General features: G+C 37.4%; 23 protein-coding genes. 4 read left to right on the plus strand and 19 right to left on the minus strand.

The genetic code is table 11. The features are described from left to right. Nucleotides 1-292: 292 nt before the first annotated feature. The 9 genes from R2R28_RS22420 to hemL form a co-directional block, all read right to left on the minus strand. Nucleotides 293-1450, minus strand: coding sequence for a hypothetical protein (locus tag R2R28_RS22420; protein ID WP_316827885.1), 1158 nt, complete (start codon nt 1448-1450; stop codon nt 293-295). Nucleotides 1451-1616: 166 nt separating this feature from the next. After that, nucleotides 1617-2171: a CopD family protein gene (locus R2R28_RS22425; RefSeq protein WP_316827886.1), complete on the minus strand. Its 555-nt coding sequence runs from the start codon at nt 2169-2171 to the stop codon at nt 1617-1619. Continuing rightward, a complete protein-coding gene (locus R2R28_RS22430; protein ID WP_316827887.1) occupies nt 2171-2911 on the minus strand; it encodes a hypothetical protein in 741 nt (246 codons plus the stop codon). Before R2R28_RS22430 ends, R2R28_RS22425 begins: the two co-directional genes overlap by 1 nt. Further along, entirely contained in the window at nt 2911-3144 is a 234-nt protein-coding gene (locus tag R2R28_RS22435) for a hypothetical protein (RefSeq protein ID WP_316827888.1), read from the minus strand. Before R2R28_RS22435 ends, R2R28_RS22430 begins: the two co-directional genes overlap by 1 nt. Before the next feature lie 45 nt (nt 3145-3189). Continuing rightward, a complete protein-coding gene (gene hemE / locus R2R28_RS22440) occupies nt 3190-4215 on the minus strand; it encodes a uroporphyrinogen decarboxylase (RefSeq protein ID WP_316827889.1) in 1026 nt (341 codons plus the stop codon). A gap of 196 nt (nt 4216-4411) precedes the next feature. Then, on the minus strand, nt 4412-4927 hold the full coding sequence (locus R2R28_RS22445) for a hypothetical protein (protein WP_316827890.1): 516 nt from the start codon (nt 4925-4927) through the stop codon (nt 4412-4414). Continuing rightward, nucleotides 4927-5631: a response regulator transcription factor gene (locus tag R2R28_RS22450; protein ID WP_025146905.1), complete on the minus strand. Its 705-nt coding sequence runs from the start codon at nt 5629-5631 to the stop codon at nt 4927-4929. Before R2R28_RS22450 ends, R2R28_RS22445 begins: the two co-directional genes overlap by 1 nt. An 8-nt stretch (nt 5632-5639) precedes the next feature. Next, nucleotides 5640-6506 carry a sensor histidine kinase gene (locus tag R2R28_RS22455; protein WP_316827891.1) on the minus strand — a complete coding sequence of 289 codons (867 nt, stop codon included), beginning with the start codon at nt 6504-6506 and terminating at the stop codon, nt 5640-5642. 63 nt (nt 6507-6569) lie between these two features. Beyond that, on the minus strand, nt 6570-7940 hold the full coding sequence (gene hemL / locus R2R28_RS22460) for a glutamate-1-semialdehyde 2,1-aminomutase (RefSeq protein WP_316827892.1): 1371 nt from the start codon (nt 7938-7940) through the stop codon (nt 6570-6572). Here hemL and R2R28_RS22465 point away from each other — a divergent pair. Further along, nucleotides 7928-8068 (plus strand): hypothetical protein, encoded by a 141-nt coding sequence (locus R2R28_RS22465; RefSeq protein WP_316827893.1) that lies wholly within the window; start codon nt 7928-7930, stop codon nt 8066-8068. The genes hemL and R2R28_RS22465 overlap by 13 nt on opposite strands. A gap of 17 nt (nt 8069-8085) precedes the next feature. Here the strand turns inward: R2R28_RS22465 and hemB are convergent, their stop codons facing one another. The 3 genes from hemB to hemA all read right to left on the minus strand — a co-directional run bounded on the left by hemB (nt 8086) and on the right by hemA (nt 12454). Further along, the gene (gene hemB / locus R2R28_RS22470) at nt 8086-9054 is read right to left on the minus strand and encodes a porphobilinogen synthase (protein WP_316827894.1); all 969 of its coding nucleotides are present in this window, start codon (nt 9052-9054) and stop codon (nt 8086-8088) included. 214 nt (nt 9055-9268) lie between these two features. Then, the gene (gene hemC, locus R2R28_RS22475; protein ID WP_316827895.1) at nt 9269-10849 is read right to left on the minus strand and encodes a hydroxymethylbilane synthase; all 1581 of its coding nucleotides are present in this window, start codon (nt 10847-10849) and stop codon (nt 9269-9271) included. A 378-nt stretch (nt 10850-11227) separates the two neighbouring features. Further along, a complete protein-coding gene (hemA, locus tag R2R28_RS22480) occupies nt 11228-12454 on the minus strand; it encodes a glutamyl-tRNA reductase (protein ID WP_316827896.1) in 1227 nt (408 codons plus the stop codon). A 136-nt stretch (nt 12455-12590) separates the two neighbouring features. Between hemA and R2R28_RS22485 the strand changes: the two genes are divergently transcribed. The 3 genes from R2R28_RS22485 to R2R28_RS22495 all read left to right on the plus strand — a co-directional run bounded on the left by R2R28_RS22485 (nt 12591) and on the right by R2R28_RS22495 (nt 14598). Continuing rightward, the gene (locus R2R28_RS22485) at nt 12591-12977 is read left to right on the plus strand and encodes a DoxX family membrane protein (protein WP_316827897.1); all 387 of its coding nucleotides are present in this window, start codon (nt 12591-12593) and stop codon (nt 12975-12977) included. Nucleotides 12978-13319: 342 nt separating this feature from the next. Next, complete coding sequence (locus tag R2R28_RS22490) at nt 13320-14147, plus strand: alpha/beta hydrolase (RefSeq protein ID WP_316827898.1); 828 nt, start codon at nt 13320-13322, stop codon at nt 14145-14147. A 10-nt stretch (nt 14148-14157) separates the two neighbouring features. Next, entirely contained in the window at nt 14158-14598 is a 441-nt protein-coding gene (locus R2R28_RS22495; protein ID WP_316827899.1) for a UPF0158 family protein, read from the plus strand. Here the strand turns inward: R2R28_RS22495 and R2R28_RS22500 are convergent. From R2R28_RS22500 to R2R28_RS22530, 7 genes are all read right to left on the minus strand, one after another. Beyond that, nucleotides 14595-14933, minus strand: a complete 339-nt coding sequence (locus R2R28_RS22500) for a hypothetical protein (RefSeq protein WP_316827900.1) — start codon at nt 14931-14933, stop codon at nt 14595-14597. The two genes, R2R28_RS22495 and R2R28_RS22500, sit on opposite strands and share 4 nt — an antisense overlap. Before the next feature lie 22 nt (nt 14934-14955). After that, entirely contained in the window at nt 14956-16230 is a 1275-nt protein-coding gene (locus R2R28_RS22505) for a mechanosensitive ion channel family protein (RefSeq protein ID WP_316827901.1), read from the minus strand. 240 nt (nt 16231-16470) lie between these two features. After that, the gene (gene ispG / locus R2R28_RS22510) at nt 16471-18447 is read right to left on the minus strand and encodes a (E)-4-hydroxy-3-methylbut-2-enyl-diphosphate synthase (protein ID WP_316827902.1); all 1977 of its coding nucleotides are present in this window, start codon (nt 18445-18447) and stop codon (nt 16471-16473) included. A 282-nt stretch (nt 18448-18729) separates the two neighbouring features. After that, nucleotides 18730-20079, minus strand: a complete 1350-nt coding sequence (locus R2R28_RS22515; RefSeq protein ID WP_316827903.1) for an alpha/beta fold hydrolase — start codon at nt 20077-20079, stop codon at nt 18730-18732. Between the two features lie 584 nt (nt 20080-20663). Further along, nucleotides 20664-21275 (minus strand): RDD family protein, encoded by a 612-nt coding sequence (locus R2R28_RS22520; protein ID WP_316827904.1) that lies wholly within the window; start codon nt 21273-21275, stop codon nt 20664-20666. Between the two features lie 104 nt (nt 21276-21379). Further along, nucleotides 21380-22369 carry a LiaF transmembrane domain-containing protein gene (locus R2R28_RS22525; protein WP_316827905.1) on the minus strand — a complete coding sequence of 330 codons (990 nt, stop codon included), beginning with the start codon at nt 22367-22369 and terminating at the stop codon, nt 21380-21382. A 5-nt stretch (nt 22370-22374) separates the two neighbouring features. Further along, on the minus strand, nt 22375-23070 hold the full coding sequence (locus R2R28_RS22530; protein ID WP_316827906.1) for a PspC domain-containing protein: 696 nt from the start codon (nt 23068-23070) through the stop codon (nt 22375-22377). Nucleotides 23071-23075: the final 5 nt, after the last annotated feature.

A 23075-nucleotide genomic window follows, 5' to 3' on the forward strand; every position in this document is an offset into this window, starting at 1 on the left:
TTAAAAAGAACGAATGAAATAAAGTTAAAATCAGAATTATACAAGCTGACTATCAACAAGATATAGTTAAAATATTTTTTTTTAAGAAAGATATAGATTTTATTTGAAAATGGATGTTCAGCATTTCATGGAGGGCAGCAATCCCGCTATTCGTTACTTCCGATGAAGAATCGGAATCACTGCTATCGGGTTTATAAACAGAGGCAATGCTTAAAAATAATAAACGCCGTAGATTTTAAAACCTACGGGGTTTGAAATGGTATGAGTTTAATCACCCTAAACCTTACACCTTTTACCGCTCACCTTTCTTCACCTTAAACAATTTAAAATCTTGTTTATAGGTTAAAAAGAACGAATGATTAAACTGAAGTTGCTTATCAGTGTTATCAAGATCTATATGCGGCTCAAAACGCACATCAAGGTATAAATGTGGGATTAGTTCTTTTTGGTAAGCATAACGCAACGAAACAATATTTCTCGCACTTTGCTTCAAGCCCGGGCTATACAAATTATCCGAAACCGATTCGTACAATGGCATGCCTTTAATCGAAATAAAGTTATTTCCTTTCCAGTAAGAAGCCACTAAACTTCCCCATTTACTTTCTACCCCGGCATTTAGCCATAAGCCAAAACCACCCTGATAAGCCCTTCTTTTATCAGGAGAAAAATCTTTATAAACGGCAATATAGTTGTCGGTATATACTTGTTTAATATTGGTATTGATATCTTTATGTAACTTTATACCAGTTGCGCCATTAAACATGGTCGTAATCGGAATTTCTTTAAGCACGTCAATCTGTCCACCCTGGTGGAAGGCCAAAAACTGTGCAGGGATACTCAATTTCCAATCATCATTTTTAATTAAAAAACTTTCGGTCGATAAACCACCGATGATTTCTTCTTTAGCAGGGTCGCCTTTGTAAATCATTTTTTGCCAGGCAATCCACGCATCTAAAGTAAATTTCTTACGTTCTACCAATAACTGCGTTCCGTATTCAATCGGTGTAGTTATGGTTCTTTCAAAATCGTACAGTGGCTCAATATATTTGTGTTGGATATTGCCTTCTAAACTTCCAAAAATTAGGGTAAGGTTTCTTTTATGATATTTTACACTAAACAAAGGTTTCGCGTCTGAAATTCCGTTTCTTCCAAAATCCTTTCTGATAAAAGCCCCTGCCGTGATGGCCAAATTTGGATGTGCATAATAAACGATCTGTGGTTGCAGCTGCGTTCCGTACAAAGTATAACCATCGTGAAAATCGTTGGTATATTCATAATTGCGGACGTAATTTAAATTGTAAAAATTGAAGTGAACTTCGTTGGTTAAGCTGCTATCGGGGCGGATCCTGTTTTCAAAAGCCGACTGGTTAAACTGTGCCGAAGCAAAATAAGAACTGAAAAGAAAAGCTATTAAGAGTAAGGACTTTTTCAGACCTGTGTTTGTAAACATGTGCTTGGATTTTATCGCCCAAATTTAGAATAGTTTTTTATTAAATTATCAAGTATCGGGTATCAAGTATCAGGAAGCCCATACAAGTTGACGAAAAGGAAACAAAGTTAATATGGGTTGACCACCAAGGCCCATTACTTTAATCTTTGGTCTTTCAGCTTTTAACTTATTTTCTCAAACGGTAATTCTTGTACAGTTTAACTGCAATCATAATGGCCATCGCTACACCCATTATACCAATTAAACCGTAAATCCAGTTAATTGCATTTTTAAGAATCACCACAAACACAATGGCGATCATAAAAATCGTCGCCAACTCGCGCCATAACCTCAACTGAAAGCTCGTTAGCTTATACTGATTGTTTTTAAGCTGTTTAACGATGTTTTGGCAAATGAAATGATAAATCAATAAGCCAACAACAAAACCCAGCTTAACCCACATCCAATTCATTTGTAACAAACCCTGGTTCAAAGTTAACATGGATGCTCCGGCCAAAACAGAAATAATCATTGCCGGGGTAGCAATAATTTTCCATAAAGTAGCTTCCATCTTAACAAACTGTTTCTGGAGGATACTTTTTTCAGGTTCGGGTTTATCGTTAGCCTCGGTGTGGTAAATAAAAAGACTAAGGATATAAAACAGTCCTGCCATCCAGCTGATTACAAATACGATGTGTACTGCAAGGAAATAGTGGTAGTATGGCAATAGGGTTTCTATCATTATTTAATTTTATTCAAGATATAGGTGTCAATCCAATTTGGGATATCGGTAAGTTGTAGATCTAATATCCCATCACAAATTTCGCCAACATAATTCTGTGTTTCAGAATTGTCCCAAAGATAAGTTTGATCTACCTTTTTAAGCATATCAATTAATAAATCCATTGTCAAAAAATAGCGCTTCTCAATCTTTTCTGCATCAACTAAATGGCCGCCTTTCAAAACCCGATCCTTTACACGTTCTACATTCATCTTTGGTGTCTCTGTACCAATAAAATAAAGATATACCTTATAATTATTAAGATGAGCAAAATCAATAAGATCTAATTTTGAGGGGTGTGAAAATACCGTTTCGAAGCTAAATGACTTTTTAGTTTCAATTAATGAGTATCGAATAAAGTCAGCGATAATGGCAAAATGATAAGAATTATAAATTGTTGAGCTAGATATGGCTTTAACAATAACATTTTCTCTTACAGCCAAGTTCCAAGTCTTTTTGTTAAATCCAGCTTTTATGAAAAGTCCATTTTTAAAGCAAAACGATTCAAAAACTTTATTAGTAGCGTCGATTTCAAAATTAGATAAGTTTAAAAAATTCTTCTTCGTAAATTCTTCTTCCAATAAATCTGCATTAACAAAAATCCGGGTCGAGAAATAGCTTGATTTTATAGAATCAAACAAAGTAGTTTTACCAGAACCATTTGGTCCTGCAAAAATCCTTAATTTGGGCTGTTTGGGCATTAAAAAAGCTTAATTCTTTTTACAGAAACTCTTCTTCTTTTAAAATTACCTTCTGCTATCTTAACAACATCACCATTATTAAATGTTCTATAAACGCCATCTGCTTTCACTTCAGTTCTACCTAAATTTAAAGCATCAACAACCCTTAGAACATCTTCCATCTTCTTATTAACTGCTTTAATTAATTGTTTAATTGGCAGCTTATCCTCATCATTTAACGATTTAACAGTCATGCTATTTGAGTTATAAAGCTAATATACAAAAATCAAATGATTCAGTTAATACCTAAACTCCTTAACCACATCAATAGCATACTTCACATTATCGAAAGGAATATCAGGCATAATACCATGACCTAAGTTGAAGATAAAACCTTCGGTACCACGCATGCGTTCGAACAATTTATGGATCTGTGCTTTAATTACTGCTTTATCGGCATATAAAATATGTGGATCTAAATTTCCCTGTACGGCAATACCTTTTGGCAAAGCATTTTTAATGTTCAATAAATCGGCATTCCAATCCACTGAAATTACATCTGGTTTAGCTTCTGCCATAATCGGAGCAAAAACCGAACTTCCTTTACAGAAAGAAATCACAGGGATATCTTTTCTATTTAGGTTGGCAATAATTTCCTGGATATAACGGTGAGAAAACTCCTGGTAATCGTTCCATGATAGGGCAAGTGCCCAACTGTCGAAAATTTGAACAGCGTTAACACCTGCAGCAATCTGAAGGTTTAAATAATCGGCCGTTACTTTTGCAATTTTAGCCAAAAGTTTGTGTGCCAACGCTGGCTGGTTGTGTATAAAGAGTTTGGTTAATTTAAAATCTTTAGATGAACCGCCTTCAATTAAATAACTCATTACGGTAAAAGGTGCACCAGCAAAACCGATTAAAGGAATGCTTCCATTTAAACGTTGTTGAATCACTTTAATGGCATCAGCTACATATTGTAACTCATCTAAACAATCAACATTTAAGTTTTCGATGTCTTGCGCATTACGCACCGGGTTGGCAAACTTAGGGCCAATACCTTGAGTAAAACTCAAATCTCCGCCCATAGCCTCTCCGGTTACCAGAATATCACAGAATAAAATAGCGGCATCAATATCCAACAAATCAACGGGCAACATCGTTACATCAGCCGCAATTTCAGGAGTTTTACACATCTCTAAAAAAGAGTATTTGTTTTTAATTTCCCAATATTGTGGCATAAAACGACCTGCCTGACGCATCATCCATACTGGTGGGCGTTCGGTTTGTTTTGAAAATGCAGCGTCTAAAAATAAATTATTCTTCATGTTTTGTATTTGGTGTTCCTTAGTCACGTCACCCTGAATTTAGTTCAGGGTCTTAATAGCAAAAAAGATGCTGAATCAAGTTCAGCATAACGAGTGGGCTAAAATTTTAATTTTGCAAAGGTATAAATAAAAAAAAAACGAAGTACCTTTTTATTCCTAAACTGGTGCTTCGTTATTCAAAATGACAATATTTCTATTATATTTTACTTATTTCTTTTTCAATTTTAACGATAATATCTTTCGATCGTTGTGTTTCGGCTAAATCTTTGGCCAATTTGGTATAAGCTTCTGCCCTTTCTCTATCTTTCTTCCGCAAAGCAAGATTAGCCAAATGGATCAGTACATAGGATTTTTCATTCTTACCTCCTACTGGAAAACGACTGGCCAACTGAAAATGATATTCGGCTTTATCGTAATCCTGTTCTTTTAGGGCCATATTACCCTGCATAAATTCGTAATAACCCCTTCTGCTCTTCGCTAAACGCTCTGGCTTTGCTACCTCGGCCAATAAAACCTTAGTTTTACCAAATTCGTTATTTTTGAAATGCTTAGATGCCATTAATACCGAACCATGTTTGAAATGGCTCCAAACTACAAAGGCAAATAAAATACCTGAAACGGCAGCCAGCTGATATTGATTGTAAAAAACACAAACCAATGCAGCCAGCACAAAAACGGCCATTAAAGCATACCTGCCCTTGTTATTGTACATTAATGACTGTCGGTAAATTTATAACCTACCCCACGGATGGAATGAAAATAAACCGGATTTTTTTGATCTGGTTCGAAATACTTACGGAACGTTAAGATAAAGTTATCGATCGTTCTGGTTGATGGATAAACATCGTAATTCCAAACGGTTTCTAAAATCTGCTCTCTTGAAACGGCATCGTTTTTACGCTCAATTAATAATTTCAACAACATCGTTTCCTTTTTGGTTAACGGTGTGATGGTGCCATCATCATGTTTCAATTCGAAAGAGTTAAAATAGATTGTTTTATCGCCGATTTTGTAAGAATTTAATTCTTTTAAATCATCAGATTTTAAACTGCGTTTAACCAGAATACCAACACGAAGAATTAATTCTTCTAAGTTAAATGGTTTAACCAGATAATCGTCAGCTCCTTTTTTCAAACCTAAAACACGGTCTTCCGAAGTGTTTTTAGCTGTTAAAAACATAATCGGAACTTCTGCATTCTCTAAACGGATTGTTTCGCAAACCTGGAAACCATCCATCTCAGGCAACATTACATCTAAAATGATTAGATTAAAGCGTTCTTCTTTAAAAATTTTAAGAGCGGTTTTGCCATCTTTAACGGCGTGAACTTTATAACCCTCAAGTTCGAGGTTTAATTTGATAGCATCTAACAAGTGATCCTCGTCTTCTACCAATAGAATTCTTAATTTTTGTGACATAATTGAGATTAACTAAATGTTACTTCAAAAATACTTCCTTGAGGCAGATTGTCTTTTACTGTAATATCTGCATCATGGTATTGTAAAACCTCTTTCACAATAAACAAGCCTAAACCTGTTCCTTTCGCTTTTCTGACATTCTCGTTACCAACGCGGTAAAACTTATCAAATATCAACATTTTTTCGGCATCTGAAATACCCGGACCTTTATCGATCACACTTAAGTGAATATGACCGTCTATATCATTTAAATGCACATTTATTTCGTCACAAGGACTAGAATACTTTACTGCATTTTCAATTAAATTGGTTACCACTGACGATAAGGCAAATCTGTCACCCATAATCTGCAAATTTGGCTGAATTTGGGCACTAATCAATTGTTCGTTACCACAAGAGTGAACCTGCAAACGATCGGTAATTTTATAAACCAGTTCAGAAAAGTTAAATTCCTCTTTCGGAAAGGTGTAAGAACGGTTTTCAATCTTGGTCGCCAAAAGCATATTCTCAACTAAGTCATCCAAACGCTCTATATCTTTTAACGAATTATTAAGCAACGAAGTTTGACGCGCTTTATCCAAATCTCTTTTAACAATGGTTTGGATAGAAAGTTTTATAGCAGCCAAAGGAGACTTTAACTCATGTGTAATTGACATCAGGAAATTCTGTTGCTGTTCTCTTAATTTGTCTTCACGTTTTAAGGATTGATGAAGGAAATATCCGCCAATACAGAGCAAAAATAAAAACACAGATCCCTCACCCATAATCATTGTCATGCGGCTTGGCTGCAAACGCACTACCAGTGTACCCCAGGAAATGAGCTGAATCAATGCGTAAAGCAATAATGCGTAAAATATGATAATTGATTTCTTCATTCGTCGATTTTTCCTTCGGGTTGATTACACAGATCATTTTATATTCGTCATTGCGAGTAAACTTTATTTCTTAAACACTAAATCCAATGCCTCAAATATAGCACGTTTCGCTTTCTCCAATTCAATCTTAGTATGTGCTGAAGATACGAAACCAACTTCATATCCCGATGGGCCTAAATAAATTCCTCTATTTAGTAACTCACGGTGCATTATTTTGAATTTTTCCATGCTGCTGGCATCAATATCATCAGCCGATTGAATTTTATCTTTATCGGTAAAAGCAAACCAGAAGATAGAACCAATGGTAAATACCTTAAATTTATAATTACGTGCAGTTGCAAAACGTTGGATACTGGCAACAAATTCTTGTGCTTTAGTATTTAAATCTTTGTAAAAGCTTGATTTGTTGAGTTCTGTTAAGGTTGCAATACCTGCGGCCATGGCCACAGGATTTCCGGATAAGGTTCCTGCCTGATACACCCCACCGTCAGGCGAAATATGCGCCATAATTTCAGCACGTGCGCCGTACATGCCAACAGGTAAACCTCCACCTATAATTTTACCATAAGTAACAATATCAGGTGTAATGCCGTAATGCGCAGCCGCACCTTCAAAACCAATCCTGAAACCGGTAATCACTTCATCAAAAATTAATAGTGAACCATTATCAGTACATATTTTACGCAAGAAATGAATATATTCTTCATCCTGCATGATTAATCCATTGTTTGCAGGGATTCCTTCGATAATTACCGCAGCAATCTGATCTTTAAACTGGGCAAAAGCCTGTTCAATAGCAGTTTTATCATTTAAAGGCACGACGATGGTTTCTTCGGCAAAAGATTTTGGCACACCGGCAGAAGAAGTTTCGCCAAAAGTAACCAACCCAGAACCTGCTTTAACCAAAAGCGAATCGCTGTGACCGTGGTAACAGCCTTCGAACTTTAAAATTTTATCGCGGCCGGTAAAACCTCTCGCTAAACGTATTGCCGACATTACCGCTTCGGTACCTGAACTGGTAAAACGGATTTTCTCAACAAAACGGTTATTTTTGATAATCAGCTCGGCCAGTTCATTTTCCAACGCTGTTGGTGCGCCAAAGCTCATTCCGTTCTGCATTACTTCGGCAACTTTTTCGCGGATTTTAGGGTTGTTATGTCCTAAAATTAACGGTCCCCAACTGCCACAGAAATCGATAAACTGGTTACCATCGGCATCCCAGATGTAACAGCCATCACCTTTTTCGATAAAAAGTGGTGTACCATAAACCGATTTAAAAGCCCTTACCGGAGAGTTTACCCCACCCGGGAAATACGTTTTTGATTTCTCGTACAGTTCGGCAGATTTTACCCTCGAAATATCAGGTTTACTTCCTGTATTTACCGGTATATCGGCTTCGTTGCCTGAAAACATTTTTTTTAATGAATCTAACATTTTTGTTAAGGTATAAGGTAAAAGGTTTAAGGTTTAAGGCAAAAGCCAAAACTTATAAAACACTAAATACCTATTTGTTATTTATGAAATGGAAATATCAGATTAGCAAGGAAAACCCTAAGCCTTAAACCCTCAACCTTCCACCTTAAAGCCAGTCGTTATTTAAAATATCTTTAATATGGTAAGTGGTAATAATACTTGCACCTGCACGGGCGAAGGCATGCATGGTTTCCATTACTACTTTTTGTTCGTCTATCCACCCGCGTTCTGCGGCAGCTTTTACCATGGAGTATTCGCCCGATACGTTGTAAACGGCAATCGGCAGGTTGGTATCTTGTTTTAACCGTTGGATAATATCTAAATAGGCCAACCCTGGTTTTACCATTAATACATCAGCTCCTTCCTGTTCATCCAAAGCGGCTTCGCGTAAGGCTTCCAATGGGTTTCTGAAATCCATCTGATAGGCTTTTCTGTCACCTCTACTAGGTGCACAATCTGCAGCCTCTCTAAAAGGACCGTAATAGGCAGAAGCAAATTTAGTAGCGTGGCTCATGATGGCCGCATTTACAAAACCATTCTCATCTAAAAGGTTACGCATGGCTTCGATACGTCCATCCATCATGTCAGACGGGGCAAACATATCGGCACCAGCTTCGGCATGCGTTAAAGCCATTTTAGCAATTACTTCAACTGTTTTATCGTTTTGAACGTAATCGTTTTCTAAAATACCGCAATGCCCATGTGTGGTGTAAGAACAAACGCAAACATCGGTAATTACATATAAATCGTCGCCAAATTGTTTTTTTAACTCGCGAACAGCCGTTGGAACCAGAGAATGATCGTGATAGGCAGATTTTGCATCTTCCGATTTTTCATCCCCCACACCAAAAAGCATGATTTTGTTGAGCCCTTTTTTCATTCCGGCTTCAACATCTTTTACCAAAGTATCAACCGAATAGTGGTTTACGCCTGGCATGGCATCAATGGCATGGGTAACGTTATTGCCTGGCACTACAAAGTAAGGGTACACAAACATATCTTTCGATAACCGGGTTTCGGCTACCATCTCTCTCACCAATGGGTTTTTCCTTAATCTACGTGGACGATTTAACATTTTTTTAGTATCAAGTATTTAGTATCAAGACTTAAAGTATCGAGATAATAGTATCGATTATCAAGACTTGAATATCTTTTTAATTTTTCCTTCGGGTTGATTACACAGATTTTTTGGACTTAGAGATGATTTTACGACGAGGGCAATAAGCTTTGCACTTTAGTCTTTCAACTTTCTGCCTTTTACCTTACACCCTAAACCTTTCACCTCAAGCCTACCTTACTTCTATCCCAAACACCGCCTCAGCTAATCCAATTTCATCAGGTGAATAGGGTAAAGCATATTTTACACCCATTTCGTCAAATTTCTTGCCTGTAGAGTTTCCGATGGCAATTACCTGCTGACCGGGTTCTAATAAATTATCGGCGAAATAAGCATCTACATTTGATGGACTGGTAAAAATCAACACATCAGCATAACTCTGATCAATATCATCTTCTATTACGGTTTCGTAAATCGGCAGATCGATTATTTTAGCATCGGCTGGCAACGATTTCTGGATCGACTGTAAAGAATCCTGCGCTCTTGGAAACAGCACTTGCTGTCCACCAACCAACTTTGCAAAATCTTCTGCCACTTCGGTAATATCGCCACTCTCGCCAACAAAATCGGCAATATGGCCAAATTTACGTAATGCGTCTTCCGATCCCCTTCCTACTACACCAAATTTTGTTTTCTTTGGCAGTACAGGTTTTAAATTAAAAAAATATTCAACACTGTTGCGGCTGCTAAAGAAAATCCAATCAATATTCCTTAAAATAAACTGGTCTAAAACCGTTACAATCGGGAACGTGCGGATTAACGAACGCCCTTCTATTTCTATATTATTATTTTCTAATGCCCTACGGAAATAACTGTGTTCGCCAATTTCGCGCGAGATGAAAACTTTTGCCGGTTTTTTTCTCTCTACATTAAACTTGGCTACAATTTTTTCTGCTAAACCTTCTGTGGTATCGGCACGCAAAAACAAACGTTCCGGAAAATGATCGGCGGTTTCTGCTTTTGAAGTCCAGATTTCGAATTTTCCGTTTTCCTTTTTGCAATAACAGCCTAAAGGCATGTGGCAACCACCTTCGAAAAGGTTTAACACTTTACGTTCAACATTTACGGTTTCGGCAGTTTCAGGGTCGTGCAGTTTTTGAAGTGCTTCAAAAAGTTCGGCATCATTTTCCCTGATCTGGATCGCTAAGGCACCCTGTGCAGGTGCAGGTATAAACGCTGTAGTTTCCAATTCTTCTACATGTAAATCGCTCACATCAAGATTTAAGCGCTTCACACCAGCTTTGGCAATTAATATGGCATCATAATCTTCATCGCGGAGTTTTTGAATACGGGTGGGTACATTTCCGCGAAGGTCTACGATTTCCAAGTCAGGACGTAACCCCAACAACTGCGCTTTACGGCGGTTAGATGAAGTACCTACCATTGCACCTTTTTTTAACGAAAGTTTCTGCGAAACATCAACGCAATCCTTTAAAATCAAAAGATATTCACTTGCTTCTTCACGTGGTGGCAAAGCGGCAATAACCAATCCTTCAGGATGAGTAGTGGGTAAATCTTTGAGGCAATGTACCGCCAAATCGATTGTTCCACCCAAAAGCTCTTCTTCCAGTTCTTTGGTAAAAAAGCCTTTACCTTCCAGTTTATCCAATCTTAAATTCAGGATTTTATCGCCCTGTGTTTTAATGATTTTTATTTCTGCTTCAATTCCGATGGCCGCCAATTCATCTTTTATATGATTTGCTTGCCATAATGCCAGGTCGCTACCGCGTGTTCCGATGGTTAATTTCTTCACTATAAAGGTTAAATGAGTTGCAAATTTAATTTAATTAGTGGTTTATACCATGAATTGTTTAAAAATGAGACAGTGAGGTTACAGAAGGGAGAATTTAAAGGATTTCTGTGACATTTGGCAATCGGTTGTCATTCTGAGCGCAGCGAAGAATCTCTAAGCAATACAACTCTCCCCAATAAATAAAATCCAAATACCATGTTACATGGTGGTTGAACAATATATGGATTGTAAGTTGATTGCACGAAAGATACTGAAACAAGTTCAGGATGACGACAATGGAATTGGTTTCGGGGTTTACTTAATAGAAGAAAGGTCCTTCATTTCGTTCAAGGATGACAGAAAAATAAAATTAAACTTACCGATCTTTGCGGTAAAAATTTAAGGTTGGTTAACCAAAATTTCTTTGGCCATTATCATTGGTACGCTAATGTATTTTTTCTCCATGTAATTCATTACGCGCTCTAAAACTTCACGCGAGGCTTCATCCATCTGACTAATTTCATCAGCAAATACGCCATTAATGGCTGTATTTTTGATTTCTTTAATCTTTCTTGGTACTTCCTGCATCGCCAGTTCGATCCGGCGTTGTTTTAAAACAGAGAAAAACTCGGTAATGTTATTGCTGATGATTTCTTCGGCATGTACCAGTTCGTTATAACGTTCCTGGATGTTTTTACGTGCCACTTCTTTAAGCGATTCTACTTCGATATAATGTACGAGGTTATTGTGGATAACCGCAGGTGTAACATCGTTAGGTATAGCTAAATCAACAATTACTTTTTTGCTGGTTTCGCCATTAAGCAATTTGGCATAAAGTTCTTCGTTAATAATGGCTTCGGTAGAACCGGTGCAGGTAATGATCACGTCAAAACCTTCATTAAAATCTTCAAGTGCAGCTAAAGGGTAAGCTTTTCCGTTTAACTCTTCGGCCAAAGTTTCGGCTTTAGAAAGCGTACGGTTAAAGATCGAAAAGTTAGAGTATTTATGTTTATTAAGGTATTTTGCAATATTTTGGTTGGTTTCGCCGGCACCGATAATTAAGATACGCGAGTTGCCGCACATATTTAATTCTTTCAGTTTACGGTAAGCCAATGAAACAACAGAAACCGGATTTTTTGAAATATTGGTATGGGTATAAACTTCTTTTGCTGTTTTAACCACCCGTTCCATAATCATCCGCATATAATCTCCGGTAAACCCGGCATCGCGGCAATTTTCGTAAGCCCTACGGATTTGGGCAAGAATTTCCTTTTCGCCAACCACCAAACTCTCTAAAGAGCACGATGTTCTTAACAGATGGTTAAAAGCCTCTTCATTCTCGTAAACAGAAACACTATCAAGAAAACGCTCCATAAACTCAGGAGGTAATCCCATATCTAAAACAGTAAGGAATCTGGTTACAAATTCTTTATCGGTTTTCTCTTTAGTAAGGAAAACAAATTCAACACGGTTACATGTTCCAATATAGAAAATTTCGCTAACGGGAAGCTCTGCCTGAACATTCTTCAACCTGCTATCTAAACTTTGATCACAAATAACTAATTTCCCTAAAGATTTCAGGTCGATGTGGTGATGCGTAAAAGCTATTACTTTTAAATATTCCAAGTGCTTCCGTTATTAACTATTATCGGGATACAAAAGTAACACGGTGAACGCATGTGACTGTCATTAACCTGTAATTTACATTAATTTAGAACGGTTTTAAATAGCAACACCGAAGATTAACCTATACTTATTGACCATGATAAACAGACCAATCTACACAATTTTTCTTTGGATTTATGCTATCTTCTATGTTCTAGCTGGATGTAACCACTTTTTATCCACTGCAGTATATTACGGCATTATGCCGAAATGGTTGCCTGCGCCTGGCTTTTTAATTTATTTTTCGGGAGTATTAGAAATCGTTCTGGGCATTTTATTGTTGTTTAGGAAGACGAGAAAGGTTGCGGCGGTGCTAATTATACTCATGTTAATCGCATTTTTGCCTGCGCACGTTTACATGATCCAGAAAGCGCCGTTCCTATTAGGCAAAATATCGGTAACGCCATTTATCGCGTGGGCAAGGTTGCCTTTTCAGTTATTGTTTATCGGCTGGGCATGGTATTATTACAAAAAACCTGTTTGATTTTTTTTGAAAAGCAAAACCTGTGTTTCATTTTAATGTTAGTCCCGCTATTCGTTACAATCTTTTTGCGATTGTCAGCATGAAACTGTCGAAGCGCTGTACCAAAAAGTATTTTCACTGCTATCGGGTTTAGATAACACCAGTCTCCGGTTTTATTAATGGTTTTCTTTTTAAAACCACGTCATTTCGACCGCAGTGGAGAAATCTATATATAGTTATTAAAAATAGATTTCTCTCCCGAACATTCGGGATTGCGCTAGAGTCGAAATGACTATCTCTCTTAAAAACACACAACAAAATTAGATTTCGTAGGTTTATATTTTATACCAATTATCTTAAATTATGATTACACAAAGCAATTTTAGCCTTAGCGGTTCAGACGGAAAATTAATTATCGGTGATATTACTTTCGATGAGAAAAACCCAAATACGCCCATTATACTTTTTGTACACGGCTTTAAAGGCTTTAAAGATTGGGGCGCCCATAATTTAGTAGCCAGGTATTTTGCCAGCAACGGCTATCGATATGTTAAGTTTAATTTATCGCATAGTGGTGTGCCAGCTGGTGACCCAAAAGATGTAACCGATATGGACGCTTTTGCCAGCAATACGGTATCAAAAGAGTTATTTGATTTAAATGCGGTGCTCGATTTTATTGAAAAAGCTTATGGTAAAGATACAAAGGTGAACCTGATAGGCCATAGCCGTGGCGGTGGCTTATCGATTATTGAAGCCGCTAACGATTTAAGGATTAATAAACTGATTACCTGGAGTGCAATTGCCGATTTTAACAGTCTTTGGAAAAAAGAACAGGAAGCAGAATGGAAAAAAACCGGAAAAATCTTTGTTACCAACGCACGTACCAAGGAGCAGATGCCCTTAAATGTAACTTTATTGGAAGATTTGGTAGAAAATGCCGCAACATTGAATATTACAGATGCGGCAAAACGGGTAAACATCCCCTGGTTAATTATCCATGGCGATGATGATGTGAATGTTCCTTTTGAAACCGCTCAGACCTTGGCAGAAGCCAACCCGAACAGCAGATTAGTTAAAATTGAAGGCGCTAACCATGTTTACGGGGCAACGCACCCCTACACCAGCGAAACTTTGCCACCAATTTTATTTAAAGTTTGTGAAAAGGTTTTGATATTTTTGGGTGAAGAATAATTTAAATGTAATGACTGCTTTAACTTCAGAACAAATTAAAGAAATAGCGGAAAATATTGACTGTGGCATGGTGTGCCATTGGAACATTAATAACAACAGATTAATTTTCCTGCCAACCGATCAACTAATGCAATATAACGACTCCGATGCATGGGATGAGGATATTAAAGAAGTAGAGCAAAATTTTAGTGATTATAAGGAAATCGAAAAACCGGATTCCACTGAGTCTTTTAGATTTATGGAAGAGTTTACAGATGAGCTACCCGATAATACACGGATAAAAGTTACATTAATCGAGGCGCTTAATAAAAGAAAACCTTTCAGGGAATTTAAATATAAAATAGATAATTCGGGAGAATACAGACAGCTGTGGTTTGATTTTAAAAATCAAAAAATGATTGAGTATGTAAAGGAACGTATCGATTATATTATTAAATACGAAACTGATTAGTGCTTCTTTTTGATTTTTATTAGTGGTTTCATATCATTAATTATATTCTGTTTATGTAAATATTCTGGGATTCCGTATTCTAAGGTGAAGTTAAAATGTTTGGCTATTTCATCCAACGTTTCTGTTGTTGCTTTAATTTCGCCGTCGAACCAGTTATTCCACAATAATAATATGGTTTCTGTATCTTTTTCAAATTGATAAAGATCAAAGTCAATCCCCTTGTCATAAATTTCCTCATCATACTCCGCAGTTAGCACCCAACTATTTTCCTCTAAGAATTTAATAATTTTATAAAATGTTTCAGTTTTAATATTTGTCGCAATTTTTATTTCCACGTTATTCAAACTTACAAACATATTAATCATCCCCTCTTCTCACAAAATTTCGCATATCGCTGCCGCTAGGGCTTTGGAAAATTTCGAGGTCGAAATAAGGTACCGCAGCCAATAAATGATCGAAAATATCGGCGGCCACTTCTTCGAAACGTTTTAATCCTTTCTCTTTCGAGAATACATAAATTTCAATCGGAAGTCCGTTTTCCGTGGCTTGCAGCTGGCGTACCATAAAAGTTAAATCGGTATTAATATGCGGATTGCTCTCCAGGTATTTCTCTGCATACACCCTAAAAGTTCCAATATTAGTCATGTGGCGCCCATTAACCAGATTATTAGGATTTACAGTATTTTCGGCATTATAACGTTCAATAAAAGTTTGGGTTTCTTTAAGGTAATCTTTCAAAAAATCAATGCTTTGTAACCTACCGATCAATTCCTCATCACAAAATTTAATACTCGATATTTTAATATTAATATGGCGTTTAATCCTCCTGCCCTCGCTTTCTTCCATGGCACGCCAGTTTTTAAATGACTCACTTACAATAGCATAACTCGGCACTATGGTTACGGTTTTATCCCAGTTTCTTACTTTAATGGTGGTTAAGTTTATTTCGGTTACTTCACCATCGGCACCATATTTTTCTACCGTAATCCAGTCGCCAACCCTCACCAGATCGATGGCGCTCATTTGTACCGAAGCCACAAAACCCAAAATCGGATCCCTAAAAATCAATATAAAAACGGCGGTAACGGCTCCAAATCCCCCAAAAACATACAAAGGTGATTCACCTAATATAATCGACAAAATCAATACAAAGCCAACGATGTAAAATACTATTTTAGCGACCTGTTTATAACTTCTGATGGGTTTATCGGCATATTTCTTTGATGATTCCATGATCGAAACCACGGCATTCAAGAATGCATTTACGGCAAACATAACAGCCAAAACCATATAGATTTTAGCAAAAATTAAAGCATAAAAATGCCAGTTCTTAAAATAGATAAAAAGATAAGGAACAACATTGTAAATGATATAAGCTCCAAATATTAAAGCGATAGCCCTGAACACCCTAAATTCGAACAAAGCTTTTTGCCAGTCTGACTTTGTTTTTGCACTTTTTACCACGCCGATAAAAAGCTGTCGGGTTAAAAATATGGTAATGAACAGAAATAAAATAACACCAAACAACCCGATAAAAAAATAGGAATAAATGAGTTCGCCACCGGCAAGGCCTCTACCTGCAAGCCAGTTTCTAAGTTGGTCAAATATGAGTTGAAACTCCGGAATTTTCATCAAGGCAATTTAGGTTTTATTGATCAGAAAATTAAATGATACCCTAGTCTTTGTCATTCTGAATGCAATGAAGAATCTGCTGTGAGAATATTGGCTGTTAAACTATGCTAGCATTGATATTGCGCAGTAGTTTGTATTCTACGCTATCAGGATATAGATTCTTCGCTGCGCTCAGAATGACAGTATAGTGGTCCGTGGAGACACAGACCTCGGCTCATAGTTATCAAACATCTATTCTTATTAAACCTTCTCTACCCAGTTGCCATCATCTTTAATAATGTCTATTAGTTTATCCAGCGCATAAGCCGTAGTTACATTTTTCTTTACCACTTCTTTCCCGCGGTATAAGGTAATTTTATCTGGCCCGGTGCCCACATAACCGTAATCGGCATCGGCCATTTCGCCTGGGCCGTTAACAATACAACCCATGATACCAATTTTAATGCCTTTTAAATGATCGGTACGTGAGCGGATCAGTTGGGTGGTTTCCTGCAGATCGAAAAGCGTTCTACCACAGCTTGGGCACGAGATATATTCTGTTTTACTAATCCTGGTACGGGTAGCCTGCAAAATCCCGAAACTGGTCGAATTGATCAGCGATAGGTTTTGTCCTTCTGCATCAATCCAAATGCCATCTCCAAAACCATCGGTAAATAAGGCACCAATATCAGTTGCTGCATAAAGCATCAGATGATCTGCATCAGCATCCTGATAAGTTCTTTTAATAATTACCGGAATCTGAATGTTTTGCTCTTGCAAAGCAACAAAAAATGCCCTTTGCTCTGCCATTCCATGCAATGCTGAAGTTTTAAGGATTAAAACAGCATTGGTTAATTGATAAATTGCTAAACTGTTTAACTGCCCGGCATCAACTAGAACAAAGTTCAAAAATTCATCTTTATGATCAGTTGTATTAAATTCTTCTAGCGAGAATAATGGATGGCAATTGTTCTTATCTTTTAATTTAAGCCAGGTTTGATAATTGTAAACCTGTTTTAAGTTCCCTGGAAAAGAAAAGGAAGGCAAATTATCCCCTAAATAAGCCAAATCACAGGCTTGATCGGCTAAATTGTATTTATCCAAACCTGCGCTATAGTTATAACCAATTGAACTTAGGAAATAAGGATCTTTTAAATTTTCTTTGGAAACATCGATCATTACTACCGGATGGTGATGCCCTCCAATATGTTGTACAGGCGTGGTAATGCGGCGGTTGTACTCGTAAGGGGAATAAGTAGGGAGTTGAGCGTTATGACTCTGGACTTTTACAGGCGATTCAAAATTCTGAACTTCAAGCTCCAAACTCCTTCTACTGTAGCGGTCTGCCAGCGCTTTTGCTACCGGCGCTTCAAATTCAGGATCTTCAGTTAACGAAACACGGATGGTATCGCCTAATCCATCTTCTAATAAAGTTCCAATACCAACGGCTGATTTGATACGGCCATCTTCGCCATCACCTGCTTCTGTAACACCCAAATGTAAAGGATAATTCATTCCCTCTTTAGCCATGGTTTCTACCAGTAAACGATACGCCTGTACCATTACCTGTGTATTACTTGCTTTCATCGAGATGACCAGATTGTAGTAATTCTGGTCTTCGCACATGCGGATAAATTCCATCGCCGATTCTACCATTCCGCGGGGGGTATCGCCGTAATGACTCATTATCCTGTCGGAAAGCGAACCGTGGTTGGTGCCAATGCGCATGGCAGTACCATATTCCTTACAGATTTTAACTAAAGGAATAAATTTTTTATAAATCCTGCTCAGTTCAGCATTATAAGCATCCTGTGTATATTCTATATTCTCGAATTTCTTTTTATCAGCGTAATTACCTGGGTTAACACGCACCTTTTCTACAATCCTTGCGGCCATTTCGGCTGCGTTGGGTGTAAAATGGATATCTGCAATTAACGGAACATGATAACCACGAAAACGCAGTTCTTTTTTAATATTGGCCAGGTTTTCGGCCTCTTTAATGCTTGGCGCCGTAATACGTACATATTCGCAACCCGATTCTACCATGCGGATGGTTTGTTCTACAGTACCCAAGGTATCCATGGTATCGGTAGTCGTCATGGATTGGATCCGGATCGGATTATGCCCGCCCAATGCGATATCACCTATGTTTACCTCGCGGGTTAAATACCTCGAATAAGCGGTTAAACTGTTGCAATATCCGCCGGCCAGACCATGTTTTGCCAATATATTTTCCATCTGTTTGCAAAGATAAGGATTGTTGGAATGTTTTAATGTTGGAATGTTGTAAAAGATGACAAACGGAAAAAAACTAAAAACCTGAGTTCGATAATTAATAAACCTTTAATTCTGTTTAATAACTGTTTTTATATTTTCGCAACCACCCCGCCCGTTGGGCACCCCTCCAAAGGAGGGGAATGGCGCATGTAATTCCCCTCTTTCAGAGGGGTGGTCGTAGACCGGGGTGTTTAAACAGCAAAATAATTATCGAACTCAGGTTAAAAAGTTATTATTTTCACCTTATTTACTTAAAAAAGCAGACACAATATTATTAAATTCGGCAACCATTTCAACCGGTACATAGTGTGAAGCACCTTTAAAAATAAAAAGCTTTGATTTGGGAATATTAGCTGCAATAAATCTAGTGTGATTCTCTAAAATCATATCCTTTTCGCCAGCCATTACTAAAACAGGTGCTTTAATCTTTTTCAGATCCAGAGCCGTGAGGTGTGGCTCGGTGAGCAACATGGTAAACAATTTAACCTGATATTTTGATTTAATATCCGGTCTGGTTTTTAAACTTTCAATCGCTTTGCTAACCTCTTCCAAAGTACTGGCAGCAACAGCTTCGTTCGGGTTTGTACATGCTCCGGTAAGGGCAAGTTTTTTGATGTATTTCGGGTATTTAACAGCCATAATCAGGCCTGTATTGCCACCATCACTCCAACCTAAAATGTTGGCTTTGCTGATATGTAAAGAATCAAGCAAGGTTTTCATATCCTCGGCATACAGATCATAAGAAAGTGGTCCTATAATGGAATCTTCGCTTTTTCCCTGTCCGCGGGTATCTACAGCAATAACTTTATATGTCTTTGAAAATGTTTTAATCTGCTTTTTAAAAACGCTGATCGATTGGCTATTTCCATGTAACAGTAACAGTGGATCACCTTTTCCATAGGTTTCATAATATAACTCAGCATCTTTTACTTTCACCCTGCCAGATGCGGCAGTATTATTTCCATAATTAATGGGTATTGGCCCAATAGGATTGTAATCTGTTTTAATTTTCGCTTTACTGATATCAGTTCCATCAATCAATACCTGAATATCATCGATCCAGAGTTTCCCTGTGCCGTAAAGCGCCGGAAAAAGATAAATTTTTGCAGCTTCTTTTTTAAGGCCTAGCTTAAGGCTATATTGTTGCCACCCTTTTGTGCCGTTAATTTTAATGGCTGATAAATTTTTATATTGTAACATGCCATTGTCTTCATCTTCAATCCAGAAAGAAAAATCAACATATTTATCTACGTTTTCTAATTTCAGGTAGAATTTTATTTCAATTTCATTCCCTTCATATTTTGCCGGAATAATAAGTTTTGAAAAATCATACGCCGATTTTACTTTTTCATCAGCTTTTGTAATCAATAAGGCGTATTTGCCATTATGTTTTTCGATAGAATCTATTGCGATTTTGTAACCGCTACCCGCAGTACCCGTACTCCACCCTGCTATAAGTTCTGTTCCCCTTTTTAATTTTTCAAATCCCAGGTTATATTCATCATTGAGCGATTTTAATGAACCTGATGAGCTTTGGCAAAAAGAGGTAAGTTGATAAAAGGCAAAAACTGCAGTGAAAAGTATACGTAACATATATCAGGTCAATTTTATTAAAACTAACAAATAGTACAATCACCTATTTTTATTTAACATCTTTTAACCGACTACCAAAATTGAAAACGTTCAGCTTGATTATGTCAGGACTGATGCTGATGAGAAAATTTATCGATTTAGATTTATTTTCTCAGGAAAGCAGCTGCAGTGTTTCATGGCTAATGTTGCCCCGCTTTGCGCTTTACTCCGTTGCACTCCGTGTTCGCTTCAATCGGGTTTATTTTTTAACGTTAGGCAAGTTTGGCATCATTGCACCGGCCTAAGTGTATAAACGGGATGGAAGCGGCATCCTCCGATTTTTCATCGGAGATATAGCGTACAGCCCGGCTAACTAAAATAGCTGTACTACCCCTGCTTTTCTACTTTTACTTATTTTTAAAAAATTGACAGTACCATTTTTTTTGAAGAGCAAAACCAGTAATAACGGGTCAGGCTCCCTCCTGCTGTTTGTTACAATCCTTTTGGAAGAAATCGTTAACAAAACAAATCCTTTTTATGCCAAAAGGGATTTCCACTTCCATCGGGTCTATGCTATGAGTTAACGGGTCATTCTGCCCAGGCATTTATATCAACCTGTCTTTTATGACCAGCGTATTAGCAGCAATATCATGCCAGCACTGGTTTTTCTTGTTCAGAAAACTATATAGATACCCAAAGAAAACGGGGATTACTGATAAAATTTTAGAAAAATTCCGGACTAAGGAAATGCCAAAAGAAATCCGGCTGCCTTCTAAATCGGTTACTTTAATATTGAGCAGTTTTTTACCGATAGTAGCCTGGCTTTTAGATGCTTCGGCAATGCTTCCATAAATCAGTTTAATGATAAATATCGATGGAAAAGGGACCATAAAAGCCATAATCCGCTGGTCTTTCCCTTCGATAAAGATATAACTGGTTAAGATAATGATGGTGTAAAACCCGAAAATGATAAAATGATCAATTACTGTTGCCAGCAACCGCTGATCGAAAGCGGCAAAATATTGAGGTGCGGTTTTTTGATAGCTAAAACCCAGAAGCTCACGCAATTCGGAAATTGCGTGAGCTTCTTTATAATCGTCCATACCGGGTTTACGTATAAAAGTATTCGCTGTGATGTTTAAATCTTTCAGTTCGGCTAAAGTATACGGACCTTGCGGCTTACCATTAATTACTACTATATATTGATCAGGATTCATTGGATTGGATCAGGATGATGAGGTTTAGGTTTGTAAGATCAGAGTTTTATAAAAGTTAGATCATATAAAGCCTTACACCCTCCTCCTTAAAACCTTCTGCCTTTCTAATATCTGCTCACTTCAAAGTTACTCAATCCACCGTCTAAAGTGATAAAGATTTTTTTGCCTGATGCTTTATAGTTGGATGTTTCGTAAACACCATCGCTCAATTTCTCAAACCCATCAAAATCTTTTGCCGATAAACCTGTTTTGGTTTTAATCCTGCAGCCTGAATTGACAGGCACTTTAATTTTAACATCGGCCACACCCGATTTTACAATCACATCGGTAATGGGTAATAAATCGCCCATTTTAATATCCAAAGCAGCGGCACCACCATCAAAACGGAAAGTACGAACTTTATAAGGAGAAAAATCGAAATTGGCTTCTCCGGCACCAAGTTTCATCAATACATCCCAGGTAGCTTCTTTGTTCAGTTTAAAGTTTACATCATTGCCGTTATCACCAAAATTCCACTTGCTTTTTCTATCTTCCATGGCAAAGGTTAAAACGGTTGCAGAATCGCTAACCACTTTTTTCAAGGAGAAATTACCATGTCTTTTTTTGATATCAGCATCAATTAATGAAGCTGTTTCGCCATCAAGGTTGAACGAAATACCACCGCCAGAAATATTCAAAACCGTTTTTTTAGTATTATCGGTAGCTACAAAAGGCTCAGATAACTTTAAATGATTGTATGAAGAATCTTTATCATCATCGTCACTGTTGTCATCGTTGTCGTCATCATCATGATTAATATTTGCTTCTATATCATGTTTGAAATGATTTCCCCACCAATAGCCCTGCTCAGGAACCTGCTGACCTCTGTAAAAAAGGAAAGATAAGGCCACCACCAAAACTGCAATCGAAATAATGCTTCCTGTTTGCGAATTGTTTCGGTTAAAGAGGATATTTAAGCCTGCTATAATTAAGAATACAGGCCAAAAGCTCCAAACGTTGCGCCAATAAAAATTGATTACGCCAAAATTTTCGAGTAGAAGTACACCGCCAATAAAAAGCAGGATAATACCCCATATTAATCTATCTAGTTTCATTTTATTTATACTTGAGGGTTAGCGGATGTTGATTGATCATCTTTATTTACTGGGGTTACCGGCTCATTTTCTACAACGGCTTCGGTAAAACCGGCAGTTTTTTGCTGTTCTGCCTCTTGTTGGTGCTGAAAAGCTGCCCAATCATTTTTCCTTTTCGATTTGGCAATAATGCTGATACCTAAAGCAATAAATATCAATGGCCACATATACCTGAATAAGTTGCGTATGCTAAACCAATCCGGGATAAAATCCATTTCGCGCATCAGGAAAAAGCAACCTACTACCAATAAAACCAAACCGCCAATGGTACGACCGGTATCATTCGGTTTATTAAATTTACCAAAATCGGCCTGCGTTTCGAAAGGCGTTTTTTGGTTATTATCAACAGGCTGTGTCCAGTTTGCATTTCCTGTTCCTGTGGTACCGGCAAATGGATCCGGATTACCAAAAGGGTTTGTATTTGGATTATTTTTATTAAAATAATCGTTAAATTTTGAGAATCTTGCTGCCGGATCGTTATTTACCGGAACAATAATCCACATTACTATATAGGCTATTAAGCCCCCTCCAGCCATAAATATGGCAGATAATGCAAACAATAATCTAATTATGGTAACCTCTACCTGCATGTAATCTGCAAGTCCCGAAGCTACACCGGCAATCATCTTATCGTGTTCGTTTCTAAAAAGCTTCTTTTCCATAACGT

Source organism: Pedobacter miscanthi (genome assembly GCF_032678605.1).
Lineage (GTDB): Bacteria > Bacteroidota > Bacteroidia > Sphingobacteriales > Sphingobacteriaceae > Pedobacter > Pedobacter miscanthi_A.

Excerpts from the sequence above, each read along its gene's own strand:
- hemL (WP_316827892.1), bottom strand. The coding sequence starts at position 7,940 with ATGTTAGATTCATTAAAAAAAATGTTTTCAGGCAACGAAGCCGATATA.
- R2R28_RS22435 (WP_316827888.1), bottom strand. The coding sequence starts at position 3,144 with ATGACTGTTAAATCGTTAAATGATGAGGATAAGCTGCCAATTAAACAA.
- R2R28_RS22465 (WP_316827893.1), top strand. The coding sequence starts at position 7,928 with ATGAATCTAACATTTTTGTTAAGGTATAAGGTAAAAGGTTTAAGGTTT.
- R2R28_RS22485 (WP_316827897.1), top strand. The coding sequence starts at position 12,591 with ATGATAAACAGACCAATCTACACAATTTTTCTTTGGATTTATGCTATC.
- ispG (WP_316827902.1), bottom strand. The coding sequence starts at position 18,447 with ATGGAAAATATATTGGCAAAACATGGTCTGGCCGGCGGATATTGCAAC.
- R2R28_RS22490 (WP_316827898.1), top strand. The coding sequence starts at position 13,320 with ATGATTACACAAAGCAATTTTAGCCTTAGCGGTTCAGACGGAAAATTA.
- R2R28_RS22530 (WP_316827906.1), bottom strand. The coding sequence starts at position 23,070 with ATGGAAAAGAAGCTTTTTAGAAACGAACACGATAAGATGATTGCCGGT.
- R2R28_RS22455 (WP_316827891.1), bottom strand. The coding sequence starts at position 6,506 with ATGAAGAAATCAATTATCATATTTTACGCATTATTGCTTTACGCATTG.
- hemE (WP_316827889.1), bottom strand. The coding sequence starts at position 4,215 with ATGAAGAATAATTTATTTTTAGACGCTGCATTTTCAAAACAAACCGAA.
- R2R28_RS22520 (WP_316827904.1), bottom strand. The coding sequence starts at position 21,275 with ATGAATCCTGATCAATATATAGTAGTAATTAATGGTAAGCCGCAAGGT.
- R2R28_RS22525 (WP_316827905.1), bottom strand. The coding sequence starts at position 22,369 with ATGAAACTAGATAGATTAATATGGGGTATTATCCTGCTTTTTATTGGC.
- R2R28_RS22445 (WP_316827890.1), bottom strand. The coding sequence starts at position 4,927 with ATGTACAATAACAAGGGCAGGTATGCTTTAATGGCCGTTTTTGTGCTG.
- R2R28_RS22430 (WP_316827887.1), bottom strand. The coding sequence starts at position 2,911 with ATGCCCAAACAGCCCAAATTAAGGATTTTTGCAGGACCAAATGGTTCT.
- R2R28_RS22420 (WP_316827885.1), bottom strand. The coding sequence starts at position 1,450 with ATGTTTACAAACACAGGTCTGAAAAAGTCCTTACTCTTAATAGCTTTT.
- R2R28_RS22495 (WP_316827899.1), top strand. The coding sequence starts at position 14,158 with ATGACTGCTTTAACTTCAGAACAAATTAAAGAAATAGCGGAAAATATT.
- R2R28_RS22505 (WP_316827901.1), bottom strand. The coding sequence starts at position 16,230 with ATGAAAATTCCGGAGTTTCAACTCATATTTGACCAACTTAGAAACTGG.
- R2R28_RS22425 (WP_316827886.1), bottom strand. The coding sequence starts at position 2,171 with ATGATAGAAACCCTATTGCCATACTACCACTATTTCCTTGCAGTACAC.
- R2R28_RS22515 (WP_316827903.1), bottom strand. The coding sequence starts at position 20,079 with ATGTTACGTATACTTTTCACTGCAGTTTTTGCCTTTTATCAACTTACC.
- R2R28_RS22450 (WP_025146905.1), bottom strand. The coding sequence starts at position 5,631 with ATGTCACAAAAATTAAGAATTCTATTGGTAGAAGACGAGGATCACTTG.
- hemB (WP_316827894.1), bottom strand. The coding sequence starts at position 9,054 with ATGTTAAATCGTCCACGTAGATTAAGGAAAAACCCATTGGTGAGAGAG.